Annotated in this window: 22 protein-coding genes and 11 pseudogenes; 5 read left to right on the forward strand and 28 right to left on the reverse strand. The window is 36.7% G+C overall.

Annotation, left to right across the window (positions count from 1 at the left end; translation table 11 throughout):
* Positions 1–5 precede the first annotated feature (5 nt).
* The 19 genes and pseudogenes from JCM13188_RS01780 to hpf form a co-directional block, all read right to left on the reverse strand.
* Positions 6–359 (reverse strand): YojF family protein, encoded by a 354-nt coding sequence (locus JCM13188_RS01780; RefSeq protein ID WP_054751701.1) that lies wholly within the window; start codon positions 357–359, stop codon positions 6–8.
* 13 nt (positions 360–372) lie between these two features.
* A pseudogene (uvrA, locus tag JCM13188_RS01785) lies at positions 373–3,236 on the reverse strand (excinuclease ABC subunit UvrA).
* Between the two features lie 9 nt (positions 3,237–3,245).
* A pseudogene (locus tag JCM13188_RS21900) lies at positions 3,246–3,350 on the reverse strand (UvrB/UvrC motif-containing protein); the annotation flags it as partial.
* 147 nt (positions 3,351–3,497) lie between these two features.
* Positions 3,498–4,762: pseudogene (locus JCM13188_RS21905) on the reverse strand (helicase-related protein); the annotation flags it as partial.
* Positions 4,665–5,213 carry a DEAD/DEAH box helicase family protein gene (locus tag JCM13188_RS21910; protein ID WP_369404770.1) on the reverse strand — a complete coding sequence of 183 codons (549 nt, stop codon included), beginning with the start codon at positions 5,211–5,213 and terminating at the stop codon, positions 4,665–4,667. The pseudogene JCM13188_RS21905 and the gene JCM13188_RS21910, both read right to left, overlap by 98 nt.
* A 185-nt stretch (positions 5,214–5,398) precedes the next feature.
* The gene (locus JCM13188_RS01795) at positions 5,399–6,046 is read right to left on the reverse strand and encodes a hypothetical protein (protein ID WP_054751703.1); all 648 of its coding nucleotides are present in this window, start codon (positions 6,044–6,046) and stop codon (positions 5,399–5,401) included.
* On the reverse strand, positions 6,043–6,591 hold the full coding sequence (locus JCM13188_RS01800; RefSeq protein WP_054751705.1) for a hypothetical protein: 549 nt from the start codon (positions 6,589–6,591) through the stop codon (positions 6,043–6,045). Before JCM13188_RS01800 ends, JCM13188_RS01795 begins: the two co-directional genes overlap by 4 nt.
* Positions 6,592–6,705: 114 nt before the next feature.
* Positions 6,706–8,181, reverse strand: coding sequence for a S41 family peptidase (locus tag JCM13188_RS01805; RefSeq protein WP_054751707.1), 1,476 nt, complete (start codon positions 8,179–8,181; stop codon positions 6,706–6,708).
* A 150-nt stretch (positions 8,182–8,331) separates the two neighbouring features.
* Positions 8,332–9,423 (reverse strand): murein hydrolase activator EnvC family protein, encoded by a 1,092-nt coding sequence (locus JCM13188_RS01810; RefSeq protein ID WP_054751709.1) that lies wholly within the window; start codon positions 9,421–9,423, stop codon positions 8,332–8,334.
* Entirely contained in the window at positions 9,383–9,715 is a 333-nt protein-coding gene (locus JCM13188_RS01815; RefSeq protein ID WP_279401237.1) for a hypothetical protein, read from the reverse strand. Before JCM13188_RS01815 ends, JCM13188_RS01810 begins: the two co-directional genes overlap by 41 nt.
* A 29-nt stretch (positions 9,716–9,744) precedes the next feature.
* Positions 9,745–10,641: a permease-like cell division protein FtsX gene (gene ftsX / locus JCM13188_RS01820; RefSeq protein WP_054751713.1), complete on the reverse strand. Its 897-nt coding sequence runs from the start codon at positions 10,639–10,641 to the stop codon at positions 9,745–9,747.
* Positions 10,631–11,317, reverse strand: a pseudogene (ftsE, locus tag JCM13188_RS20240) (cell division ATP-binding protein FtsE). The gene ftsX and the pseudogene ftsE overlap by 11 nt, the downstream one beginning before the upstream one ends.
* A 273-nt stretch (positions 11,318–11,590) precedes the next feature.
* Positions 11,591–11,959, reverse strand: coding sequence for a c-type cytochrome (locus JCM13188_RS01830; protein ID WP_054751715.1), 369 nt, complete (start codon positions 11,957–11,959; stop codon positions 11,591–11,593).
* Positions 11,960–12,016: 57 nt separating this feature from the next.
* A pseudogene (gene prfB / locus JCM13188_RS01835) lies at positions 12,017–13,119 on the reverse strand (peptide chain release factor 2).
* Between the two features lie 123 nt (positions 13,120–13,242).
* Positions 13,243–15,755 (reverse strand): annotated as a pseudogene (gene secA / locus JCM13188_RS01840) (preprotein translocase subunit SecA).
* A gap of 614 nt (positions 15,756–16,369) precedes the next feature.
* Positions 16,370–16,783 (reverse strand): annotated as a pseudogene (locus JCM13188_RS01845) (cytidine deaminase).
* A 108-nt stretch (positions 16,784–16,891) separates the two neighbouring features.
* On the reverse strand, positions 16,892–17,467 hold the full coding sequence (locus tag JCM13188_RS01850) for a GNAT family N-acetyltransferase (protein WP_279401277.1): 576 nt from the start codon (positions 17,465–17,467) through the stop codon (positions 16,892–16,894).
* A pseudogene (locus JCM13188_RS17490) lies at positions 17,450–17,953 on the reverse strand (GrpB family protein); the annotation flags it as partial. The pseudogene JCM13188_RS17490 and the gene JCM13188_RS01850, both read right to left, overlap by 18 nt.
* Before the next feature lie 80 nt (positions 17,954–18,033).
* Positions 18,034–18,586, reverse strand: a pseudogene (gene hpf / locus JCM13188_RS01855) (ribosome hibernation-promoting factor, HPF/YfiA family).
* Between the two features lie 186 nt (positions 18,587–18,772).
* On the opposite strand from hpf, the gene JCM13188_RS01860 reads away from it, so the two are divergent.
* The 5 genes and pseudogenes from JCM13188_RS01860 to JCM13188_RS01885 all read left to right on the forward strand — a co-directional run bounded on the left by JCM13188_RS01860 (position 18,773) and on the right by JCM13188_RS01885 (position 21,179).
* Entirely contained in the window at positions 18,773–19,081 is a 309-nt protein-coding gene (locus JCM13188_RS01860) for a DUF8042 domain-containing protein (RefSeq protein WP_054751717.1), read from the forward strand.
* Between the two features lie 3 nt (positions 19,082–19,084).
* Entirely contained in the window at positions 19,085–19,666 is a 582-nt protein-coding gene (locus JCM13188_RS01865) for a YheC/YheD family protein (protein WP_054751719.1), read from the forward strand.
* Positions 19,659–20,188 (forward strand): annotated as a pseudogene (locus tag JCM13188_RS20245) (YheC/YheD family protein). Before JCM13188_RS01865 ends, JCM13188_RS20245 begins: the two are co-directional and overlap by 8 nt.
* 180 nt (positions 20,189–20,368) lie before the next feature.
* Positions 20,369–20,830 (forward strand): hypothetical protein, encoded by a 462-nt coding sequence (locus tag JCM13188_RS01880; protein ID WP_054751726.1) that lies wholly within the window; start codon positions 20,369–20,371, stop codon positions 20,828–20,830.
* Between the two features lie 97 nt (positions 20,831–20,927).
* Positions 20,928–21,179, forward strand: a complete 252-nt coding sequence (locus JCM13188_RS01885; protein WP_054751728.1) for a hypothetical protein — start codon at positions 20,928–20,930, stop codon at positions 21,177–21,179.
* Between the two features lie 132 nt (positions 21,180–21,311).
* On the opposite strand, the pseudogene fliT reads toward JCM13188_RS01885, so the two are convergent.
* The 9 genes and pseudogenes from fliT to JCM13188_RS01925 all read right to left on the reverse strand — a co-directional run.
* Positions 21,312–21,491, reverse strand: a pseudogene (gene fliT / locus JCM13188_RS17495) (flagellar protein FliT); the annotation flags it as partial.
* A gap of 125 nt (positions 21,492–21,616) precedes the next feature.
* A complete protein-coding gene (gene fliS / locus JCM13188_RS01890) occupies positions 21,617–22,003 on the reverse strand; it encodes a flagellar export chaperone FliS (protein ID WP_054751932.1) in 387 nt (128 codons plus the stop codon).
* A gap of 19 nt (positions 22,004–22,022) precedes the next feature.
* A complete protein-coding gene (gene fliD, locus JCM13188_RS01895; RefSeq protein ID WP_054751730.1) occupies positions 22,023–22,424 on the reverse strand; it encodes a flagellar filament capping protein FliD in 402 nt (133 codons plus the stop codon).
* On the reverse strand, positions 22,387–23,511 hold the full coding sequence (fliD, locus tag JCM13188_RS01900) for a flagellar filament capping protein FliD (RefSeq protein ID WP_279401241.1): 1,125 nt from the start codon (positions 23,509–23,511) through the stop codon (positions 22,387–22,389). The genes fliD (JCM13188_RS01895) and fliD (JCM13188_RS01900) overlap by 38 nt, the downstream gene beginning before the upstream one ends.
* 14 nt (positions 23,512–23,525) lie before the next feature.
* The gene (flaG, locus tag JCM13188_RS01905; RefSeq protein ID WP_054751734.1) at positions 23,526–23,897 is read right to left on the reverse strand and encodes a flagellar protein FlaG; all 372 of its coding nucleotides are present in this window, start codon (positions 23,895–23,897) and stop codon (positions 23,526–23,528) included.
* Positions 23,898–24,014: 117 nt separating this feature from the next.
* Positions 24,015–24,824: a flagellin N-terminal helical domain-containing protein gene (locus JCM13188_RS01910; RefSeq protein WP_054751736.1), complete on the reverse strand. Its 810-nt coding sequence runs from the start codon at positions 24,822–24,824 to the stop codon at positions 24,015–24,017.
* An 83-nt stretch (positions 24,825–24,907) separates the two neighbouring features.
* Positions 24,908–25,177 carry a carbon storage regulator CsrA gene (csrA, locus tag JCM13188_RS01915; RefSeq protein ID WP_054751737.1) on the reverse strand — a complete coding sequence of 90 codons (270 nt, stop codon included), beginning with the start codon at positions 25,175–25,177 and terminating at the stop codon, positions 24,908–24,910.
* On the reverse strand, positions 25,149–25,610 hold the full coding sequence (fliW, locus tag JCM13188_RS01920; protein ID WP_054751739.1) for a flagellar assembly protein FliW: 462 nt from the start codon (positions 25,608–25,610) through the stop codon (positions 25,149–25,151). The genes csrA and fliW overlap by 29 nt, the downstream gene beginning before the upstream one ends.
* 17 nt (positions 25,611–25,627) lie before the next feature.
* Positions 25,628–26,221, reverse strand: a complete 594-nt coding sequence (locus JCM13188_RS01925; RefSeq protein ID WP_054751741.1) for a DUF6470 family protein — start codon at positions 26,219–26,221, stop codon at positions 25,628–25,630.
* Between the last annotated feature and the right edge of the window lie 17 nt (positions 26,222–26,238).

A 26,238-nucleotide genomic window follows, 5' to 3' on the forward strand; every position in this document is an offset into this window, starting at 1 on the left:
CCTCCTTAGTACGAAAATGGCTCTGGACTGATTTGAAGCGCGACCATTAATCGTCCTTCTTTGTCATGTCCTGCAATAAGTAGTTGATTGTTTTCGTTAAATTCAAAATCTGTAAGGCCTTCTGCGTAAATCCAGCCAATCTCATGCTTTAATCCAACTCGATAAGAACCTTCGTGCTCAACGATTTTACCTTGACTATAAGTTAATCTCGCATTTCGAATATAAGCACCAACATTGTAGGCATTTGCATTAAAGTGACTAGCATACGCCCCGTTAGTTGTTTCAAGGTGAACATATACGGGTTGGTTGGCAAATTGATTAATATAATCTTGAACGATTTCAAGTTTAATAGCTTCCATCATGCTTCCCCTTTCATTTCGCTGTGCTTTCTAAAATTCTTTCTTCCATTCGTTTTCGGTCACGTTCTAATACTGGCCCTAAATATTGCCCTGTAAACGACTCTTTTACTTCAGAGACCTCTTCTGGCGTCCCAGTTGCGATAATTTGACCTCCACCTTCTCCGCCTTCAGGTCCTAAATCAATAATATGATCGGCCGTTTTAATGACATCTAAATTATGCTCAATAATTAATACGGTATCACCGTTTTCAACTAATCTTTGAAGCACGTTAAGCAATCTCGAAATGTCATGAACATGGAGTCCTGTAGTTGGTTCATCTAATATATAAAAAGATTTACCATTTGAACGGCGGTGTAATTCACTCGCAAGCTTGACCCGCTGAGCTTCACCACCAGATAATGTTGTTGCTGGTTGCCCAAGACGAATATATCCAAGACCAACATCTGCAACGGTTTGAATTTTTCGCTTAATTTTAGGTATGTTTTCAAAGAACTCAAGTGCTTCTTCTACTCTCATCTCTAATACATCTGCAATGTTCTTACCTTTGTATTTCACTTCAAGCGTCTCTCTATTATATCGTTTACCATGGCAAACTTCACATGGTACGTATACATCAGGTAGAAAGTGCATCTCAATTTTAATGATTCCATCACCTTTACAAGCTTCACAGCGTCCGCCTTTTACATTGAAGCTAAAACGGCCTTTATTATAGCCTCTAATTTTGGCTTCACTTGTTTGCGCAAAAACGTCACGAATATCATCGAAGACACCTGTATACGTAGCAGGATTCGACCTAGGTGTACGCCCAATTGGTGATTGGTCAATATCAATTACCTTCTCAAGCTGATCAATGCCTCTGATTTCTTTGTGTTTACCTGGTTTCTTTTTGAACGATGGAGTTTCTGTGACAATGATTTATATAAAATTTCATTGATGAGTGTACTTTTACCTGATCCAGATACGCCGGTTACAACAGACATAACACCTAAAGGTACTGTCACATCGACATTTTCAAGTTATTTTCTTCTGCTTTCTTAATCTTTAAAGTGCGTTTCTTAATAACTTTACGTCGTTTAATTGGAAGTGGGATAAATTGTTTCCCGCTTAAGTATTGCCCTGTTAATGATTGTTCATGCTCCATTACTTGTTGTGGTGTCCCACTAGCCACAATTTCTCCGCCTTGAGCCCCTGCTCCAGGACCAATGTCAACAAGGTAATCGGCAGCTAACATCGTATCTTCATCATGCTCAACGACAATGAGCGTATTATCTAAATCTCTCATTCGTTTTAACGTAGAGATTAACCGGTCATTATCACGTTGGTGTAAGCCAATTGAAGGCTCATCTAATACATAAAGCACGCCTGTTAAAGCTGAGCCAATTTGAGTAGCGAGCCTGATTCGCTGAGCTTCCCCACCTGATAACGTACCGGCAGAGCGAGAAAGTGTTAAATAATTTAGACCCACATTAACTAAAAAGGTTAATCGGTCATTAATTTCTTTGACAATCATTCTAGCAATTTGTTGTTCTTTTTCACTTAATTGAATCGATTCAATCCAATCCAATGCATGTGCAACTGATTTTTCAGTTAGCTGACCAATATGAATGCCGTTGACCTTAACGGATAACGCTTCTTCAGATAAGCGATAGCCTTCACACGTCGGACATTCTTTTTGTGCCATATATTTCTCCATTTGTTCACGCACATAGCTAGATACGGTTTCATGGTAACGTCTAGACACATTAGAAACGACGCCTTCAAAGTATATCTCGTTTTCACGAACCTGACCTCTTCTGCCCTCATATTTGAATAAAATACGGTCTTTTCCGCTTCCGTAAAGAATTTTATCTAACTGTTTCTTAGGTAGATTTTTTATAGGTGTATCCATATCAATCCCGTAATGATCACAAACACTCTTAAGGAGTGATGGATAATAATTGGACGACACGGGCTTCCAAGGCGCAATAGCATGTTGATTTAGTGTTAAGTCCCAATCGGGAATGACTAAATCTAAGTCAACCTCTAAGTGTGAACCAAGTCCGTCACAGGTTGGACAAGCACCAAAAGGACTATTAAACGAAAATAGTCTTGGTTCTAACTCGCCAATTGTAAATCCACACTTCGGACATGCAAAGTTTTTCGTTAAATAATAGTTCATCACCATCAATAATATCAACGATCGCCTGACCATCACTTAATTTTAAAGCCGTTTCAAAGGAATCACTTAAACGGGCTTCCACACCCTCTTTGACAATAATGCGGTCCACTACAACTTCAATGGTATGTTTTTTATTTTTATCTAAGTTAATTTCTTCACTAATCTCACGCATTTCGCCATCTACGCGTAGACGAATATAACCTTCTTTTTTAAGGTCCTCTAGAACTTTCGCATGCTCACCTTTTCTTCCTGAAATAACTGGAGATAAAACTTGAAGTTTTGTACGTTCTTCAAGTTCCATCACACGATCAACCATTTGCTCAACCGTTTGAGCTGAAATTTCCTCACCATGAATTGGACAGATTGGATGACCAACCCTTGCGTACAATAGACGAAGATAATCATAAATTTCGGTAACCGTACCAACCGTTGACCTTGGATTGCGACTCGTAGTCTTCTGATCAATCGAGATTGCTGGGGATAAGCCTTCTATGGCATCGACATCAGGCTTATCCATCTGCCCTAAAAACTGACGAGCATATGCAGATAACGATTCGACATAACGGCGCTGACCTTCCGCGTATATCGTATCAAAGGCAAGGGATGATTTACCTGAACCAGAAAGACCCGTCATCACCACTAATTTATTTTTAGGAATTTCAATATCAATATCTTTTAAATTATGGGCGCGTGCCCCCTGAATCTTAATGGACTTCATTTGAATAAATCATCCTTCCACTTTTAGCTCTGTAATGATGTCTCTTAGCTCCATTGCTTTTTCAAAATCTAACTCTTTAGCGGCTTGTTTCATTTCTGCTTCTAAACGTTCAATCATTTCTGCTTTTTCATCTTTAGATAACTTACTGTATTCGGCTAGCTTATCTTCCTCATCCGAATCATAAGTTGCTTTGATTACGTCGCGAATTTCTTTATTAATCGTCTTAGGTGTTATGCCGTGTTTTTCGTTGTAAGCCTTTTGAATCTCCCGACGACGATCTGTCTCGTCCATGGCGAATTGCATAGACTTTGTAATGCGGTCGGCATACATGATGACTTCACCGTTTTCATTACGTGCAGCACGCCCAATTGTCTGAACTAGCGATCTGTCAGAACGTAAAAATCCTTCCTTGTCAGCATCTAAAATCGCAACTAATGACACTTCAGGAATATCGAGTCCCTCACGTAGTAGGTTAATCCCAACTAATACATCATAAACGCCAAGACGTAAATCACGAATAATCTCAATACGTTCTAAAGTTTTTATTTCAGAATGAAGGTAAGCAACTTTAATGCCCATTTCCTGCAAGTAATTCGTTAAGTCCTCAGCCATTTTGATCGTAAGCGTGGTTACAAGGACGCGTTCATTGTGCTCTTTTCGTTTATTTACTTCACCAATTAAATCGTCAATTTGGCCTTTGATTGGGCGAACATCAATTTTCGGATCTAACAAGCCTGTCGGACGAATAATCTGTTCAATAACCCCTGGAGAGTGCTCGAGTTCATAATCACCAGGTGTTGCCGATACATATAAAATATTATCAATATGCTTTTCAAACTCTTCAAATTTAAGCGGACGGTTGTCTAGCGCAGATGGTAATCTGAAACCGTGATCCACTAACGTCATTTTACGTGCTTGGTCTCCGTTATACATCGCACGAACCTGAGGTAGTGTGACGTGTGACTCATCAATGACAATGAGTGAGTCATCTGGAAAATAATCTAATAATGTGTAAGGAGTTGATCCAGGTTCACGAAATGATAAATGCCTTGAGTAGTTCTCAATCCCAGAACAAAAGCCCATTTCGTTCATCATTTCTAAATCATAATTTGTACGCTGCTCTAAGCGTTGTGCTTCTAACAGCTTATCTTCCTGTCTAAACTTCTCTAACTGCTCTTGAAGCTCCTGTTCGATATTTTTAATCGCGCGCTTCATTTTTTCTTCACGCGTGACGAAGTGGGATGCTGGGAAAATAGCAACGTGTTCACGGTCACCTATAATTTCTCCTGTTAAAGCATCCACTTCACGAATTCGGTCAATTTCATCTCCAAAAACTCTATACGAATACAGTGCTCTTCCCTCGACGCCGGGATGACTTCAACTGAGTCACCTCGCACCCTAAATGTACCACGCTGAAAGTCAATATCGTTACGTGCATATTGAATATCGACAAGATCTCTTAGCACTTGATCGCGTTCTTTTTTCCATTCCAACACGAAGTGATAAGACGAGCTCCTTATACTCATGAGGCGAACCTAAACCATAAATACACGACACACTTGCAACGATTAGTACATCATTACGTTCAAATAATGAAGACGTCGCGGAGTGTCTTAGCTTATCAATCTCATCATTAATACTAGCGTCTTTTTCAATATACGTATCTGTATGCGGGACATAAGCTTCAGGCTGGTAGTAATCGTAATAACTGACGAAATACTCAACCGCATTATTTGGAAAAAACTCTTTAAACTCACTATACAGCTGTCCTGCTAGCGTTTTGTTATGTGCAATCACTAACGTTGGGCGATTTATTTCCTTAACCACGTTTGAAACCGTAAACGTTTTCCCTGTACCCGTTGCACCGAGTAACGTTTGGTGTCGTTCGTTATGTTCAATGCCATTTACAATTTTTTCAATGGCTTTTGGCTGATCTCCTTGAGGCTCAAACTGAGAATGAAGTTCAAACTGATTCACAACATCATCTCCAATATATATAAACTACAAATATTATAACATAAAAACACGAACAAAAGTTCTGTTTTGATATTTTTCTCTATTTTAAGGATAAGTTTGTCGGGCCTAATTTGCAAAGAATGTGAATGAAAGGTCTACATTAAAGAAAAACGCAATCACCCTAGTGGATGATCGCGTTTGACCAATTAACTTATTTCTTCTGTTCTTAGCGTGAATTTAGGCATTTCTTTTACAAAGATTAATCCTAATTCATGGTATTCCCCTTCATATAGGGCTCTTTGAACAAATCGAACTTCTCCAGACAAATCTTGAACTGCCATTTTACAAAAAGTACGATGTTCGCTCATCACTTCATAAAATTCTTGTTCATTTGAAATAGGCTCATCGTGAATTCGTTCAATTTTTTCACCAACGACAAGTTCCATTTCTTCTGCCGGTGAATTAGGCATAACACCCACAATCACAATGCCATCTTCTTTCGGTATAAAAATAGGCGATTGTTCTCTGTCCAATACATATGAAACATAATGGATGGCTAATCTACCTAAGATGGCAGCTAACACTAAGTATATACTCAACTCAGGAAATACATAAATTCCGTATGAACCGATTAAGAGAAGAACAAGTAAAACTGATAAGGCTCTAGCAACTTTTCGTGCGCCAATATCTGAAAAGTTCCCTTTAAAACGCTGGGACACTCCAATCACAAACGGAAATAATACAAGTCCGAACTGATCGCTTAAGCCAAATGCTGGCCACCAAGTAAACAGTGATAACTCTAAAGCTCCCGATGGAACAGGAACAAAGGCAGGAATGACGCATAACCGTTTCACCAAGTGACTTCCGACAAATTTACCACGCTTGCTTTTTGCAATTCAGGAAATGATTGATTGCGTTTAGCAGTCGCAAACAAAATAATCTCAACGATTAATAAAAACATTAACACATAACTCACTAACACGAGATTAATATTACTTAATGAACTCAACCAATCAGGCAGTTGTACATTAAAGGTATTAATTAACCACATCGTAATTGCAACGATTCCCAAGGTATAAACAGGTGATAACAGCCACACTTGGTTGATTAACAAAAGCAAAGCGACTACCACTGTAAGTAACCAAAGCCATTGCAGACTGAGCATTGATCCAGTTAAGATCATTGCCGCAGATAACAGAACTCCAAATACAACACTGGTTACCCATGTACCTGTCCATTCCGCACCTATCGGAAACACGCGATGCCGAAACATAGATCTCTCATTTTTAACCCTAATATAACCTGTCCAAAACGTAAACAATATAGCCAAATAAAACATAGGCTGAGCAAATAGCCATAAAACCCCAATTCCGAACTCTTTCAACCACTCTATCGCCATCGCTGTTCAAACCTCCGATCAAGATGTCCTACTCTAATATTTTCGTCAAAATATAGTGTTCTCCTTCATTTAATATAAATAGATGACTCAACCAAAGCTGAGTCACCTAAAACATTATTTAAAAAGTACTTCCATTGCCTTTTGTAACTGTTCATCATACTTTGCGTTATCTACAGCATCTAATATTTGTTGTTCTAATGCTGCTTCAGTTTTTTCATTTAATGTACCTGTAACGTCAAGGTCATTTTGTTTCTGGAAATTTTCTAAGGCCGTTTGTGTTTCCTGATTAAAATAACCGTCCGTTCTACCAGGTTTGTAACCGAGACCTTCTAACATCACTTGCATTTTAACGACTTCTTGCCCTGTTTGATTATACTCAAGAGGCTCTTCTGTTTGAATGAGTGACGTGTAGAAAAATTCAGGCTGTTCAGCTTTAACAGTAGGTTCTACACCAACTTCATTAATTTTATCCCCACTTGGGTCTAACCAGTTCATAACCGTTAGTTTAAGTAATCCATCTCCAACTTCCATCGTTTGCTGGACGGTACCTTTACCAAATGTTGTTTTACCTACAATTTCGTAGCCACCCACTTCTTTCATCGCCCCAGCTAAAATCTCAGAAGCCGATGCACTACCTTCGTTGGTTAATACCGAAATTGGATAATCCTTTTCACCAGATTGTTTTAGGTAATAAGGCTGTGGGTCTCCGTCTCTCATAGAAACTTGCATAAACGGTTCATCTTTCGGTAAAAAGTTCCCTAATATCTCTTGAACAGAGTTAAGTAAACCACCAGGGTTACCTCGAACATCAATAACTAAACCGTCTATATTCTCTTCATCTTCTAACTTCTTCAATTCTTTACTAAACTCTTGTGACGTTTTTTCAGAGAATGAACGGATTTCAAGAATACCTACTTTTTTCCCGTCTTGCTCTTCTACTTCAGAATATACTGTTGTAACAGGAATCGTATCTCTTGTGATAGTTACTTTAAACGGTTCACCGTCTCCAGGTCGATCAATTGTCAACGTGACGTCCGATCCTTTTTCACCGCGAATGAGTGAAACAGCTTCAAACACACTCATCCCTTCAAGACTCTTTCCGTCAACTTCTAAAATACGATCGTTAGGTCTAATTCCCGCTCGTTCCGCAGGAGTATTTTTAATTGGGGATACAATCGTTATGTAATTATCACGCTTTGTAACCTCCGCCCCAATCCCTTCAAAGGTAGACTCGATTTGACTTTGGAACTGCTCCATCGTCTCGGCATTCATATATTCACTGTAAGGGTCGCCAAGTTTATTAACGATCCCTTCTAATGCACCTTCAATTAACTTTTCGCGAGAAACTTCTTTAACATATTCATCTTCAATAATATTCATTGTGTAGCTTAAAGCATCAAGATCTGAGTAATCCTCTTGTTCCTTTTGTTCTGAGTTCTCATCTTCCTGCTCTTCTTGCTCTTGCTCATTTGTTGGGCTGGCTTGTTCATTTGGTTCATCTAACAATTCTAGTGTCGCAGCTGTAACCCCTCCGCCAACGAGTAGGGAGACAACTACAATCATCACTAACCACTTCTTCGTTAATTCCAATCGATTCACCCCAATAAAATACAATGTTTGTATTAGTTTATTATACCATGACGTGTTCTTAAAGTAATGAGTCGAGTTAAAACTTTATAAAAATATCCTTTTAATATAAAAACAACCCTAATTGAATAAACAATTAGGTTGTATAGTAAACTATTGAATTCCATAACTTGCAGGGTTAACAGCATTAGATTTACTCATATTCCAGCTTCCTTTGTGTAGTTCAAAGTGTAAATGCTGTCCATATGAACGACCTGTATTACCTTGGTGACCAACTACTTGTCCTTGACTAACTGTCTGACCTTCTGATACTAGTCGATTTCTCATGTGAGCATATACCGTTGTATATTTTTGCCCGTTAACCATATGTACGATAAATACTACATTACCGTAACTACTAGAATAATAGGAACGAGACACAACTCCCGATGCAGCTGCTTTTACGGCTACGCCAGGGCCATGACGTGAAATGTCTATACCAGCGTGTAGGTCACCCCAACGACCTCCAAATCCAGATGTTAAGACACCACTTGTTGGGCGAATAAATCCAGAGTCATTTTTAACATTCGTTGTCTGTTGGACAGTTCCACCAGATTGAGCAGCTTTTTTCTCTGCTCTCTTTTGCGCTTCAAGTTCATCGATCAGCTTATCAAAAGCGCGTTTCTGAGAAGCTAAATTCGCTCGTTCTTCATCAATACTCATTTTATGATCATGTAGTTCCTCTTCTTTTTTCTGAAGATTAGCTAATAATGTATTCTGTTCTGATAGCTTATCATTTAAGCTACTCTCTAAACCTTGTAAGTCTCTCATATCTGCAACTAACGATTCCTTTTGACCTTCTAATTGGTCTCTTTGTGCAGATAATTGATTTTTATTTTCCTCAACCTGTGCCTTTGAATCTTCTAACTCTTGCTTGTCCTTCTCAAGTTTCATCTTATCATTAAGATGCTCTCTTAAGATGGCTTGGTCTTGATCCATGATTTTACTAACGGCTTGCGTACGGCTAATAAAATCACCGAAATCAGATGCGCCCATAATTACTTGTAAGTATTTAACACTACCACCATTACGCTGAAGATTACGCAAACGATCTGTTAGTAAATCTTCACGCTGTTCAATTTTTCGTTTCGTTTCTTTAATACTTTGTTTTAACTCTTTGATTTTTTGCTTTAAACGCTCGATTTCTTCTTCTAATTCTTGAATTTCATTTTCGACTTTTTTTAATTTCGTTTTGCGTACGTTCAATTTCGCCTTTCTTTTCATCAATCTGATTTTGTGCTTTGTTTATTTCTTCTTTTAAACTATTAATCTTGCTTCTCATTTCGCTTTGTTCTTCTTTGTTTTCTTCAATTAAATTCTCTAATTTTGATAATTCACCTGATAAAGCTTTTCGTTTTTCAGTAGCTTTTTCTGATTTCTCTTTTAGGTCATTAATTTCTTGATCAACATTTGCATGTGCTTCATTAACTTGAGTAAAAGCTGCTCCAAACATCGCTAACAACGTTACTGACATAATAACGGTTATTCTTTTGTACAACACACATTCCCTCCTATTATACTCTCTCACTATACGTTCAAGAATTTCCTTACGCTCATTACGCTTCCCCAAACACCGATAAAGACTCCAAGTCCAAGTAACAATAATGACAGCTGCCAAGCAAATGGATTAAATGGTAATAATTCTACGAATGGCAGTAAATTACGTCCAGCTACATTTTGATATAGATAGTAGTAGCCAACTACAACCATTGTGATTGGAATAATGGAACCAATCACTCCCATTAACATTCCTTCTATAAAGAATGGCCAGCGAATAAAGCTGTTCTTAGCCCCTACTAACTTCATAATGCCAATCTCATTTGCTCTTGCGATAATCGTCATTCTAATCGTATTAGAAATTAGGAAGATTGCTGTAAATAGCAGCGCTGTGATGAACCCAATTCCTATGTATCTAGCATATTTATTAAAAGTTAAAAGACGTTCTACGGTTGCCTGAGAGTAATCAACCTCATCAACGTAATCCATCTGTTTAACTTGTTTTGATAGATTCTTATAATAATTCGCATTGGTTGCTTTAATTACAAACACATCATTAAGTGGGTTACTGTCTTCAAACATCATGCCCCACTCATCACCAGATTCACCCATATCTTCAATCAGTTTGTTTAATTCTTCTTCTTTTGATGAATACTCAATCGACTTAACATTGGATAATTCATTCAAGTTAGATTCAAGTTCCTCAATAGCTTGTTCTTCCGCACCAAGTTCAACATATACATTCATTTGTACATCCTGTTCAATGTTTTGTGCGACTTGGTTTAAGTTCAGAATTAAAGCTAGAAAAATCCCAACGAGAATTAATGTGGTCGTTACTGCACCGACTGAAGCGACTGTCATCCAGCTATTTCTTATGATGTTTTTAGAACCTTCTCTAAAGTGTCTTCTAGCTGTACTAAGCTTCATAACCGTACTCTCCTCGATGCTCATCCCTTACAACTTGTCCATTTTCCATCGCAATAACGCGCTTTTTCATGTTATTGACAATCTCTTGACTGTGGGTCGCCATAATGACGGTAGTTCCAGATGAGTTAATATCTTCAAAAAGCCTCATGATTTCCCACGACGTCTCCGGGTCTAAGTTACCAGTTGGCTCATCAGCAATTACAACTTTCGGATTGTTGACGATTGCCCTTGCAATAGCAATCCGTTGCTGCTCCCCACCTGATAATTGTGCTGGAATAAAAACGCGCTTTATGTTTTAAACCAACTTGATCGAGTACACTCATGACACGACGACGGATCTTTTTAGGGTTTTCTTCAATAACTTCTAACGCAAAAGATACGTTTTCATAAACGGACTTTCGCTGAAGCAATTTGAAGTCTTGGAAGATAACACCTATATCGCGCCTTAAAAACGGAACATCTTTCTTTTTCAATCGTCCTAACTCCACATTATTTATGTACACTTCACCTTTTGATGGGACCTCCTCACGATACATCATTTTAATAAACGATGTTTTTCCGGCGCCACTAGGTCCTACCACATATACAAAATCACCTTTTGGATGGATACATCTATGCCATTCAAGGCAGCCACGCCATTCTTATAAACCTTGTAGACATTTTTCATTTGAATCATAGACGCCACAGTACCTCCTGTTGTAAAAGAAAAGCCATGAAATTTCTGAAAATTCATTTATTTCAACATTCATTATATCATATATCGACAATTATTCCTATTTTATATTAAACCTTTTATTCAGATATTTTATATTATAACACGTTACGACATTTTGTTTAGGGAAAAATTTTGTTACATTTTTATTTCAAACGTTAAAAAGTGAGTTACAAAGACAAAAAAATAGCCCTTGGACCTAAATCCAAGGACATTTGTCATTATATTACCTATTTACTAACCAATCGGCAACTTTTGTGCATCTTCTTCACTAACTTGATCTTGTGCTGGCATTTGCCCTTTACCATTTTTGATAATACCTACAATGTCATCAGCACTATAGTTATCACCAACATTTTTTAGAGATGGACCCATGCCACCACTTAAGTCTCCACCGTGACAACTAGCACAGTTGGTCTTATAAACTTCTTCACCAGCTTGGGCAGTTTGTTCGCCGCCACTTTCTTGACCAGATTCTTCACCAGATTGCTCTTCACCTGTGTCACCAGTATCGCCAGTATCACCATTGTTACCGCCATCATCGCCGCCACCACAAGCAGCTAGTACTAACATCACACTAAACATACCTACAAGAATCTTTTTCATAAATAGGACCTCCTCTTTTGAGATGTTATGGTAATACTCTACCCAATTCTAAATAAATTATCCTTTTACTTTTGATCTTAAAAATGCATCTATAAATGAATCTAAGTCACCATCCATAACTGCTTGAGTATTACCATTTTCTAAATTTGTACGGTGATCTTTCACCATATTATATGGATGGAAAACATAAGACCTAATTTGACTGCCCCAACCAATTTCTTTTTGCTCACCTCGAATTTCATCGAGTTCTTGCTGTTGTCTTTCAATCTCTAGTTGATATAACTTCGACTTTAACATTTTCATTGCTTGTTCTCGGTTTTTATTTGAGAACGTTCAGATTGACATGTCACAACGACATTGGTTGGCAGGTGTGTAATTCTAACAGCCGAGTCCGTTGTATTGACATGCTGACCACCAGCACCACTAGAACGATAAGTATCAATCTTTAAGTCCTCTGTCTTAACATCAATTTCAACTTCTTCGTTGAACTCCGGCATGACATCACACGATGCAAAGGATGTGTGACGACGTCCCGAAGAATCAAACGGTGAAATTCTAACTAAACGATGCACACCTTTTTCAGCTTTTAAATAGCCAAATGCATTATGGCCTTTAATAAGTAGGGTTACACTTTTAACTCCGGCTTCATCGCCAGGTAAATAATCTAATGTTTCAACCTTAAAACCTTTTTTCTCTCCATAACGTTTATACATTCTAAGTAACATTTCAGCCCAGTCTTGAGATTCTGTCCCGCCCGCTCCTGGGTGAATTTCTAAGATGGCGTTGTTTTTATCATAAGGTTCACTAAGTAAAATCTCTAATTCAAACTCATTAAACTGTTCGGTCACTCGCTGGATTTCCCTATGAAGATCCTCAAACAGCTCTTCGTCTCCTTCTTCTTTCACTAATTCATAGGAACTTCAAGATTTTCTAAATCCTCTTCGTTTTTATCAAAGCTTTGTACTCGTTCTTTTAGCGCATTGGCTTCATTAATAATTTTTTGCGCTCCACTTGGGTCATCCCAAAATTCGGGAGCTGTCATTTGTTGCTCTAGTTCTGCGATCTTCTCTCGGTCTTCTTCTAAGTCAAAGAGACCCCCTAAAGTCTTCAAGTCTGTTTTGTAGTTTGTTTAATTGATCTTTGATTTCTGATAAATCCATTTCATCACCTCTACTGCATCTGTATCTACTGTTAGTATACCACTTAAGGTCTTGGAAAAAACAACCTATTCTTGACAAATGTATTAAAAATCCTCAGTCTCCGAAAAGACTGAGGATTTTGGTTTAGGCATTTTTACCGTGACAGTTTTTATACTTCTTGCCACTTCCGCAAGGACATGGGTCATTACGACCAATATTCTCTTTCTTAATATAAGGTTTCTTTTTCTTCTCTTCATTTTGACGTCCGCCTGAGACAGCTTTCGTACCAGAGGCAACCTCAACACGCTGCAGGTTATCTCTGATTTGCGCCTTCATCGCATATTTCGAAACTTCTTGTTCGATTTCAGCAATCATCTCTTCGAACATTGAGAAACCTTCCATATTATACTCTTGAAGTGGATCGGTTTGACCGTAAGCACGAAGGTGAATACCTTGGCGCAGCTGATCCATCTGGTCGATGTGATCCATCCATTTAGAATCCACTGTGCGAAGTAAAATCACGCGTTCAAATTCACGCATCTGTTCTTCAGTTAATTCTTCTTCACGTTCATCATATTTTTTATTCACGAGTTCCATAATGAGATCAATAATTTCATCAGGTTCTTTACCTTTTAAATCATTGGCGTTAATCTCATCAGTCTCTAGAATGTTAGCGTGAATGAAATCAACTAATCCATCTAGCTCCCATTTTTCATCGTCTTCATCTTGAGTGTAGGCTTGAACATTACGGGTAACCGTTGAACGAATCATATTTATAATGATCTCTCGTAAATTTTCACTCGTTAACACTTGCTGACGTTGTTCATAGATAATGTCACGCTGCTGTCTTAACACGTCATCATAAGCAAGTAGCTGCTTGCGAGCATCAAAGTTATTTCCCTCAACCCGTTTTTGAGCTGATTCTACAGCACGTGAAACCATTTTACTTTCGATTGGCTGATCATCATCCATGCCAAGTCGGTCCATCATGTTGCGCATGTTATCTGACCCAAAACGGCGCATTAGCTCATCTTCCATCGCAAGATAGAACTGTGACTCACCTGGGTCACCTTGACGACCCGAACGACCACGAAGCTGATTATCAATACGGCGTGATTCATGACGCTCTGTACCAATAACCGCAAGACCGCCTAACTCACGAACACCATCTCCAAGTTTAATATCCGTACCACGACCGGCCATGTTCGTTGCAATCGTTACAGAACCTTTTTGTCCTGCCTCTTGGATAATTTCTGCTTCTCTAAAGTGGTTTTTCGCGTTTAAAACGTTGTGCTTAACGCCAGCTTGTTTTAAGAGTTTAGAGATAATCTCTGAGGTTTCAACCGCAACTGTACCAACTAGCACGGGCTGTCCTTTTTCATAACGTTCTTTAATGTCTTGAACTAACGCTTTATATTTACCTTCAACCGATTTATAAATTAGATCAGAATAATCTTGACGAATAATAGGTTTATTCGTTGGAATCGCAACAACCCTCATATTATAGATGTTACGAAATTCCTCTTCTTCTGTTTTAGCTGTACCTGTCATACCCGCTAATTTATCATACATACGGAAGAAGTTCTGGAACGTAATAGTAGCTAACGTCATACTTCTTTCTGAATTTGAAGACCTTCTTTAGCCTCAATAGCTTGGTGTAAGCCATCGCTATAACGACGACCCTTCATTAAACGACCTGTAAATTGGTCGACAATGACAACCTCACCATCTTGAACCACATAATCCGTATCACGCTGCATCACCACATGTGCTTTTAAAGCCTGGTTAATATGGTGAGTCAAAGTCACATTATTTAAATCATATAGGTTTTCAATATTAAAATAGTTCTCAGCTTTAGTAATACCAGACTCTGTTAACTGTACATTTCTCGTTTTTCATCGTACGTGTAATCATCCTCACCGTTTAACGTACGAACAAACGAATCAGCTTGCATGTAATTAGACTGAGAACGCTTTTGAGACCCTGAAATGATTAGCGGAGTCCGCGCCTCATCAATTAAAATTGAGTCAACTTCATCGACAATCGCATAATGTAATGGCCTTTGAACCATTTTTTCCTTATAAAGAACCATGTTGTCACGTAAATAGTCGAATCCAAATTCATTGTTCGTACCATACGTGATGTCACAAGCATACGCTTCACGTTTTTCATCTTTAGATAAATCATTCGTATTTAAACCAACTGTTAAACCTAACCATTCATATAACTGACCCATTTCTTTCGAGTCACGATCAGCTAAATAATCGTTTACCGTAATAATATGAACCCCTTTACCAGTTAAAGCGTTCAAATATGCCGGCATGGTAGATGCTAATGTTTTACCTTCACCAGTCTTCATCTCAGCAATATCACCATGATGAAGCGCAATAGCACCAATAACTGTACTAGGTAAGGTCTAAGACCTAACACACGCACAGCCGCTTCTCTTACAACGGCATAAGCTTCAACTAATAAATCATCTAATGATTCACCATTTTGATAACGTTCTTTAAACTCATCTGTTTTACGCTGAAGTTCAGAATCAGACAAGAGCTTAATGTCAGACTCTTTTTCTTCTATTTCATTCGCAATTTTTCAAGTTTTTTAAGCTGTTTTGAATTTCCATCACCAAAAACTTTCGTTAACAATTGCCTCATATAGTCTGCACCTCTAATTCTTCATTTACAATAATCCAAGTATAATGATAACACTAAAAAAACAGAGGTACAATAAAAGGAAATTGTCTAAAACACGCGATTTATGCGCTTATAATAGAAAAAGAAGGTCAGAACCTTGGAAACTGACCTTCAACAAGACCCAAATAAAGGGGACTATTATGTTTGAGGGTTAATCACTATGACCGGCATTCGGAGGATTGGTTGGGTTCGGAAACAGAGTAAGCATAACTCACCTCTTTTTCCTTTTGGATACTTTGGACTGTTTTCTGCATGACAATAACTTTTCGTGGGTATGGGCAATCATGCGCATTAACTGCGAGATCAACTCAGCTTGTTGATCCACATATTTTTCAACTCTGAACAACTGGGGCAGCAAGTTGCTGGAGTCGTATGGTTCACTTTTCAGTCCCCCTTTTGTCTTGTTGATTAAGTTATACCATGACTAAATTATTTGTGTCACACCCCCGAAAATTCGATTTTCTACTAATAAATATTGAAGTTTTAGGTCAGATTATGATGTAGAAATTAGCGATTTGCAGACGAAAATTGAAAAATGATGTTTTTTTAACTTTTTTAAAGTTTTTTCAGCGTGATTACTCACCAAAAATATCATCGTATGCCTTAGACCAATGATATGGCTGGATCTCCTCAAGTGTCTTAAACACTATTTGACCATCCGTGTTAGTCACTGCCGCCCTCACATCTGCACCCTAGTAGAACAATCTTTCCTGGCAAACACCACAAGGGGTTAATACTTGGAATTCATCATTTTCACTTTCTCTTGCTACACAAACGGAATGTGTCACTTTTGTATGTAATTTATGCGCTTCAAGGATGGCACCCGTTTCAATACATAATTCAGTTGAGGCATTAATCACTTCAGGAGCGACACTAGTTAAAACCTTGCCGTCTTCGGTATACATAGCCGCTGCACCGCCCCACCCAGTAGGGTATCGTTGTTTTATTAAACCAACTGCAGATTCATAGAGTTTTTGTTCAATACTCATTGTTAATTTCTCCTTTTTCATATCACAGTGTTCAGATCTCAGCTTTCTCTTTAAACTTAAGTGGTTCTGGTAATTGGTTAGTCTAATTCTTAGATAAACTAATATTCCTTATCGATATTCGTTAAGTTCTAAACTTTTGTATTCCATCAACCAACAATCTTGGTACACACCTTCATGCAATTCGTGTTCAGGAAGCACCTTCACTTTATCAAAACCACACTTTTCATAACAGCGCAAAGCTCTTGTGTTTCTAACTTGTGGATCCATTACCACCACATCAGCCCCTTTTTTATAAATTAAAAAGCTGACCATTGACGATACAAGCAATGACCCAATACCCTTGTTCCAATAAGTAGGCTCTCCAATGAACTGATCAATTCCATAAACTTTTTGACCCATATAACCATGTTCCTCTATAAATTCATTCTCCGCTTCGTAAAATTGTATGTACCCTATTCTCTTGCCTTTAAATAACACCATGCAACGAACCGTGTCACTATCTTTAATGAAAAAGTTTTCTCGAACTTGTTCTGCATCAAATGATTGGTCTCGATCTTCATAATACTCCAGGACACGATGATCTGACAGCCACTTTGCTAAAGACGGTATATCCATTTGATTTAATGGACGTACTTCTAAGTCACCGTTTTGAAAAAAGGTAGAGTCTTCACCTTTCCATGACAAAGCTCTTTGCTCCAGCCTACTTACGTAATCTTTTTTAGCTGGACTGTAATCGCTTGTGTCATCATATAGAATTGCTAGCTCTTCTTTTAATTGGTTATATGCCGCTACTTCTTCAGGGTGAGACCTTAAATAATCTCGAACGACTAAATGTCTATCTATTTCTGGATGATCATACTGGTAAAAATGAATATGGTGAGTTCTCTCATCTCCACCTTTTCTAAATAGCCTCCTACCTGTAATCCCCCCACTCGCCCGCAACATCATAACCTAGTGATGCCATTTCATCATTAAAGTTATCAATATTATCTATTTCTCTCACAATACACATCATGTCAATCACAGGCTTGGCTTTCATACCTTTGACCGACGTACTGCCAAAGTGTTCAATATCGATTATTTCTTGACCAAAATATTTTTAAGGAATTGTGCTTCATCCCTGAACATTGCTTTCCATTCATCTTTATAATCTGTTAAACGAATTCTCATTTTATCAACTCCCTGTCTCATAAAACGACTTCCACACAGCAAAGCCGCCCCAACACCTGGAGCGGCTTAATAGTCATGTATTAAGTTTCAATCAACCCGTATTTACCATCATTACGCTTATAAACCACGTTTGTTTCACCAGTTTCAGCATTTTCAAATACGAAGAAGTTGTGCCCTAACATATCCATTTGTAAGACTGCTTCCTCTTCATCCATTGGTTTCAAATCAAAACGTTTTTTCTTAACGATTTGGATATCCTCTTCTTCAGCTTCTTCATTAACAGCAACCGCAGCTTCACGCTCTAATTCAGCAAAACGTGTTTTGGTGCTCCTGCCTGTCTAGCTTTACGATTAACCTTTGTTTATACTTACGAATTTGTCGTTCTAACTTATCAACCACCAAATCGGTTGCGGCATATAAATCAGCGTGACCTACCTCTGCTCTCAGTAACAAATCCGTCATCGGGATTGTCACCTCGATACGCTGCCCATCATTGTGTACACTCAAGTTCACATTTACATCTGAAGTTGGTGTTGTGTCAAAATAACGTTCCAACTTCCCTATCTTTTTCTCTACATACTCTCGGATCGCATTCGTGACTTCGATGTTTTCTCCTCTGATGTTATAGTTCATATGCATATCCTCCTTTCAAGATATGTAATCTATATTCTACAATACCCGCAAATATCCCTACCTAAACAATAAAAATATTTATAATATTTAGTTAATATTCAGTGCAGATAATAAACTGTTGTATTAACAAATTGAGTTTCATACCGATATAAATATTGTTAATATAAACATAAGGAGTGAGACATTATGAAGTTAGCCGAGCAAGATCAAAATCAATTAATTAATATAGTCGATACATTAGTTGAAGCTTCTGAGCATTTTCTAGCTTTAACAAGAGACAAAAAGTATACGGAAAGCATATATATATTCAGTTCTATTATTGAAGGTTATACGGCTGTTCAAAATATGATTAATAAGGATCAAGAACTAAAACAGAGCTTAAGTACATATGAAAACAAGATTACTAATAACTTCAAAACCATATCAACCACTATCGAAAACAATGAATTGATAAAAACAACTGAAACTTTACAATTTATTTTATTCCTACCTTAAAAAATGGAAAAAGAAATCTTAAGTCTTTTACCTAATGTACATGAGAAAGAATCTATAACAATTGGTGTTTATGAAAATAACATGAACCCTATTGACGCTTATCCTGAGAAACGTGTAAAAGCATTGGTTAGTGAAGCAGAAAAAGCAAATACAAATATCTTTTTCTTTACTTCAAAGGATGTAGATATTGAAAGCGAGCAAATTCACGGTGAGTTCTTTGAAGGTAATCAAAGAAACAAAATGATGTTTCCATTTCCAGATGTTATTCACAATATTTTTCCAAAAACAATCTACCAACAGACATTGATTGAACGTAAACTGAGAAAGAAAATACCTTTTACATCATTTGTGTTTGGAGATAAATTTAATTTACCTAAAAAAATTGTTAAAAACAAAAAATACGCTGAGTTATTAGCTCCATTCAAAGTAGTAGATGAAGAATATATTGTCCATGAATTTTTAAGAGAAAACGAAAAAGCAGTTATAAAACCGATTCGCGGTGCTCGAGGTGAGAACATTTACTTCGTTCAAAAAAGGGAGATCGTTATAGAGTTACTGAAAGAAAAACACGGTCATTATGAATAGAGAAAAATTCTCTAATTTAATTCATGAAAAAATTCTACCTAACAATTATATAGTACAAAAATATATTAATGCGCGTACAAAAAATGATGAACCTTTTGACTTTCGTGCTCATATGCAAAAGAATGGTGAAGGCAAATGGCAAATTACTAAAATCTATCCTAGAACCGGCAGCTCCAATAGTATTCAAATTGATCTAATTAAAGGTGGTAACCTTAGAGATACAGAAGAGTTTTTAATAAACGAGTTTGGTGATTCAGAAGGAAAAAACTTGATAAGAAAATGAAGACTTTAGCTATGGATTTAGCTTTCCATATTGATAAATTACATGGTCTTGCTATTGACGAAATGGGTTTAGATATAGCTATTGATGTAAACAGACGCTTTTGGCTTCACGAGGCAAACGTTGGTCCACAGACTTTTGCACACGAAGAAGAAAGAGCTGCAAATGTGATTGCGTATAGCAGATACCTAGCCAAAATAGAATATTCCATACAAATCATTTTAATGACAGAAGTTTGTTAAAAAATCAATTTAATGCGAACGAGTCTAATCTAGAATACTTTAAAACAGATGATAAAATAATGTTGGGGATTTTAGGAAACAAAAACAAGCAGATGATTTCATTTTAACGACAGCATATGTTGCCAATTATGATAATTTAAATTTATTTATTTCACACCAATTGATGTTGACTATGAAGAAATGCTGATTAGAGGAAAGTTTTTTGAAAATAATAAATGGATTGAAAAAGTCGTAAACTATCCTGACGTTATATATGATTGTCTGAACGGCACAGATAAAAACAATAATATATACGAAGAATTTCAAAGTATACCTATTATGAACGAAACCTATGAATCAGACCTAAATACACTCAATATATATGAAGTATTAGCACAATCTAATTTTCCAAACGAGTACTTATTACCATTCAAATCTGTGGATAAAGTTAAAGAAATTGTTAATTTTATTGAACAAAATAAAAAAGTAACATTACAACCGCGATTTAAGTCAAGTTCTACACAACATTATTATATAGAAAAACTTGAAGCTCTTGAGTATTTAGTTATTGAAAACGGTAATGAAAAAAGGTACAACAAGCTAACATTAGAGCACTTTCTAAAAGAAGCTCTTAAAAAAGAACCAGTATTTCGTCATCAATAAATCTCTCAATAATGAGAGTAACAACTTTTTAAAGGTTCAACTAATTAATAACTCTGATAACAAATGGGAAATTGCCAATCTTAGTCCTATCAGTCAAATGGGTGACATTGAATTTGTAACAGAGCTAAACTCAAAAATAAAATCACTTATGGGGATTTCTGATAAACTTGAGAATGAAGTGATAAATACTTCCATTGAAGTGTCAGATATACTCAACGTTGTATTTGAACATTTAACTGAAGTAGAAATTTACTTCGCATTCGATATGAAAAATCAACTCAAAATTAATGACATAAATTTAAATCGTTTAAATATTAATTCTAATGAGTTACAAATCGCAAAAAGATAATATCAAAAGTCAAATCGATTTCAAGCCAAAAAACTTAGTCTCATTATAAAATTAACCCAAACGCTATAGCGTTTGGGTTAATTTCTTTTATCAATATAGCTTCCATCTATCCCGTATAGACTTGCATAGGGATTAATATATTTTTATTCGAAAGCTTCTTTTTGACATAACACTAATATCTTGCTGAATCGATCCTAGGTATTTAATAACCAAAACCTTTAACTCTTCATCTAGTTTTATAATTTCTTGACCGAGTTGTTTTTCTTCATCTGTGTAAGGTGGATCAATGTCTTTCATTAAACGATCTCTATTTTCAACAAATTCTCAAAAACTTTAATAAGTTCTTCTCTGTCACTGTGATTTGAACGTCTAAATTTATGCACCATTTGTTGAGTTATACTAAATAATTCTTTAACTTCTGACATTTGCTAAGGCTCCTATCTAGCTTGTGTTTGAAGCTTATTGGCCTTGATTACTTGTTGCCATGTTTCACGAAAACCTTCAACCATACCTTGAACCTCTTTTAATATAGAAGGATCATTTTTAACGTTTGCTTGAGTCAATTGATGATGCATATATTCATATAGTGGCATCAATTGATGAGATATATCATAATCCATATTCAATGTTACCATTAACTCACGGATTATGTCTTGAGCTTTTTGTATATTAGTATTTTTATCTTGTATATTTTCTTCTACTATAGCTTTGTCTGCTAATTTAATGAAACGAATACACCCGCTATATAGTTTGAGTGTTAATTCTTCAGGTGTGGCAGTTGTAACTGAATTTGTTGATAAGCTATATGAGGTTGTGTTCCATATGCCATAAATAACACTCCTTTTATTGTTGCATTCCACCAAAGGCTTGCATCATATATGATGCTTGTTGATTATACTTTTGCATCGCCTGCTCCATTGCAGTGAACTGTTCCCAATACCTATCCTCTGTTTGTTGCATACGACGTTCAAAGTCTACCATGCGCTCTGCCGTACTCTTTAATTCTCGCCCCATTGTATATTGAAAATCAGTTTGTGCAGGACTGCCTGCACGTTCTTCAATACTATTCATAGTTGTTTCAACTACATCTTCAACACGGTTAAGTATTCCTCGAGAGTTTCCTTCTTCACTATTAGAAAACAATCGGTACACAGCATCAGGGTCTTCCTGTAACTTTTCTCTCAGTTTCGCTTCATCAACTTCCAGCTTACCACCTCGCGCAGTTAGAAGTTGTAGTAATTCCAACGTCTATTATACTATTTAAGTCACCATTAGGGTTATCTACTGATCCGTACCATGCAGTACGCATATCAGATACTCCTCGTCTTAAAATCCCATCATTTCTAAGTTCTCCACTTTTAGAACGTTCTTCCCAAAGTTCGATTTCCCTTTCAGACATTTCTTTTTTTTGGTCTTCAGTTAAAGGTGGGTAGTCACGAAACCGCTCTTCTCCAACCTTTTCATTAACAAAATCAATCAATTCATTATACTTTTCGATAAAGCCTTTAATTTTTTCTACTGCTTGATTAGTATCTTTCTGTACAGTAACGTTTACAGGACCATTAGTAGTCTCATTAAAATGCAAAGATAATCCATTAAGTTGATACTCATTGTTATGAGATGTCATATCAATTCCATTATATTGAAAGATAGCATCCTCTCCACCTTGTTCAGTAGTAGAGACATTTAATGAATCAGTAAAGAAAGCTGATAGATTATTAAATTCATTTCCATTTGCATTATAATTACCTGTTTCTGTTCTTTCCATAAATACTCGATTGGAAGTTTGATCATAAAAGGCTCGAACGTCTTCATTTGATTCATCAGATATTCTTGATAGAACATCATTAAGTGAATCACCATCTTCAATTGTAAATGAAACAGATTGAAGTCCATCTTTATTATAATAATCAAAACTAACTTCTTGTCCCACATACTCTTGCCCTAATGCCTGTTCAGCATCATAGCCTTCTCCAAACGTAGTTCCTTCTGGATTTGAGACTCTTATAGCAGCACTAGCTAATTGATTGACATCTAAGGAATAATTTCCTTCTGATGCCTGGTTATTCGCTGAAACAGAAATTGCTTCAGTAGAACTAGAAGCTGTTTTGGACATATAAGTAGAAGACATCCTCATGTCTAAAAATTGAGTCTTAAAATCTAATAGTTTCGTATTAACCTCACGGTATGCATCTCGTTTTTGTGTCAACCATAATTGATTCTGTTCCATCTTCTGTAAGGGTAAGCGTTCTGCCTTCATCAAGTCCTTTACCATTTGATTTATGTCCATACCAGACGCAAAACCAGTCAACCTCATATTGTTATTGATCAATTCTCTCACCTCGTTTAGATTCGTTCATCGACTATAAAACCCATAAATTCTGCCATTGCTGCATAAACATCAAGTAGTTTCTTAGGAGGAATTTCCTTAACTACCTCTTTTGTCTCCTTGTCTACAACTGAGACATAATATCGATCAAGCTTATCATGAAACTCGAAATGTATTGATGTTTTCATGGGTTCGAGAAAATCATTTAATCCTTCTACTAACTCCTCAGCCTTTTCTTTCGTAATATCTTCAATAGGCTGTATTAACTCTCTATTATTTTCTTCCGCCTGCAATGCCGGCCTATAACTTAAGCTGTTAAATTTATGTAATGTCTGTTCGCCCGTGCCCCGCAGGAGTTGAGAATTAGACAAAATGCTTTCTACTTTCATCTACAAACAACTCCTCAATCTATTCTTTATATTTAATATCGGCATAACTTAGTGATTTTTTAGTCCAAAACAAAAAAAGAGACTCTAGATTTACTAGAGTCCCAGACTTATTTCTAATTATCCTAATAATTGTAGTACTGATTGTGGTTGTTGATTTGCCTGAGCTAACATTGATTGAGATGCTTGAGAAAGAATGTTTGCTCTAGTCATTTCCATCATCTCTTTGGCCATGTCAACATCACGAATACGTGATTCTGCCGCAGATAGATTTTCTGAAGAATTGTCTAGATTCGCAATAGTATGCTCTAAGCGGTTTTGAACAGCACCAAGATCTGAACGTTGACCTGAAACCGTATCAATTGCCTCTTGGATTGTTGTAATTGCTTCATCAGCACCTTCTTGCTCTGAGATATCAATCTCGTTTATAGCTAGACCTTCTGCTGACATGTCTCCTACTCCTAATTCAATGCTTTGACCTTCATTTGCACCAATATGGAAATTAACTTCTAATTCACCATCTAATAAAGTTTGAGTGTTAAATTCAGTATCTTGCGAGATACGATCGATTTCTTCTACTAATGCATCCACTTCTTTTTGAAGTTCAGCACGATCTTCATTCGTGTTAGTATCGTTAGCAGACTGAACAGCTAGTTCTCTCATACGTTGAAGGATTGAGTGAGATTCGTTTAATGCGCCTTCTGCTGTTTGAATCATTGAGATACCATCTTGAGCGTTTCGGCTAGCTTGATCTAAACCACGGATTTGTCCACGCATTTTCTCAGAAATTGCTAGACCTGCTGCGTCATCACCAGCACGGTTAATACGTAGACCTGAAGATAATTTTTCCATTGAAGATTGCATTGCGTTTTGGTTAATACCCATTTGACGGTGAGTATTCAACGCTGGAATGTTGTTATTAATAATCATTTAAAATTCCTCCTTGAGTTTTATAATTGCCACATCCTTGTGGCAAGATGAAACAGTCAGAAAGTCGGCCGACATTTGACTGATTATCTTACATGTTTAATATCGGAGGTTTTTTTAAAAAGGTTTAGTCGTTTTTTTGTATTTTTTAATAAATTTATTGTATCCAATGTCAATTTGCTAGCATTTCGATTTTCTTGTAAGATTTGTTGGTAGATTTCAGACCGATGAATATCAATATGTTTAGGAGCCTCAATGCCGAGTTTAATTTGATCACCATTTACTGACACAACCTTCACTTCAATATCATCACCAATTTGAATTGATTCACCGATTTTCCTTGTGAGTACTAGCATGGTTCGGCTCCCCTCCTTTGATTGGAGATTTAGTCGAATAATTGAATTCTGAAAGCAGTAATTGTTTTCCTTTTTTATGTTTTACATTAATCACGATAGGTCCTTTTAAATTTACAGTAGAACGTTCAAAAGGGTCTTGTACGGTGACAATATTCCATACTTGTACATCATTAGGTTCCTCGATATATAACTGTTGTTTTGTTGACTGATCTAATTTGAATTCATATTTTGCTTCTATCAAGAATGGATTTGTGACTATAAATGCTAGGTTTTCTTGGTTAATCGATTGTAAAACCTTAAATGCTGGATTACCCTCTAAATCTAATAGAACAAACTGCTTGTACTCCTGAAAACCTGGCAGACCATTATCAAATGTTAAAATGTCATCTTTAGTTATTACAATTTCACCGAAGTATAAAGTCGTTAATTTCATAAGTCACCACTTCCTGTCTAAATTTCCATTTCAAAACCTAGGTTCTTATATGTCAAGTTATCAAAATTTATATCAATTTGATTGTCTTGTTGTAAATAAATATCAAGTTTCGATTGTTGATAATCTATTTCAGGTTGATGAGGTGTTGCGTTAATAATTGGCTTATTAGCATTGGCTTCAATTTGAACGTCTCCAGGATCATAATCGAACTTAACAGCAAAGTTAGAGGGAATCCACTTCATTTGAATAGGTTGATAATCATTAAATGAATTATTTTCGGAGATTTGCGCGATAACACCATTTGCACCTTTTTCAATACGCATTAGTTGATCCCCTTCATTCGCTATGCGAGATACACCTTCAGCAGCTTTCTGTTTACCTTCTTGAGCTGCCTCTTTAATCGCCTCAACCGGTCCAACCATGTTTAATTCTTTAAATGCTTGTGACTGGTCTATAGTCAATTTAGATGGTCGCCTATGTATCTTCAAGTTTGCTGGCGGTTGGCTAATGTGTAATTCTGCATGAGGTTGTCGAATTGACAGTTGACCTGGTGTTTTATTCATTCCAATCATAGCCGACTGCTGAGTAATATTTAGTTTTGGTAAATTCATATTAATCACCGCATTTA

Source organism: Piscibacillus salipiscarius JCM 13188 (assembly GCF_001311865.1).
In the GTDB taxonomy this organism is placed as follows: domain Bacteria; phylum Bacillota; class Bacilli; order Bacillales; family Alkalibacillaceae; genus Piscibacillus; species Piscibacillus salipiscarius.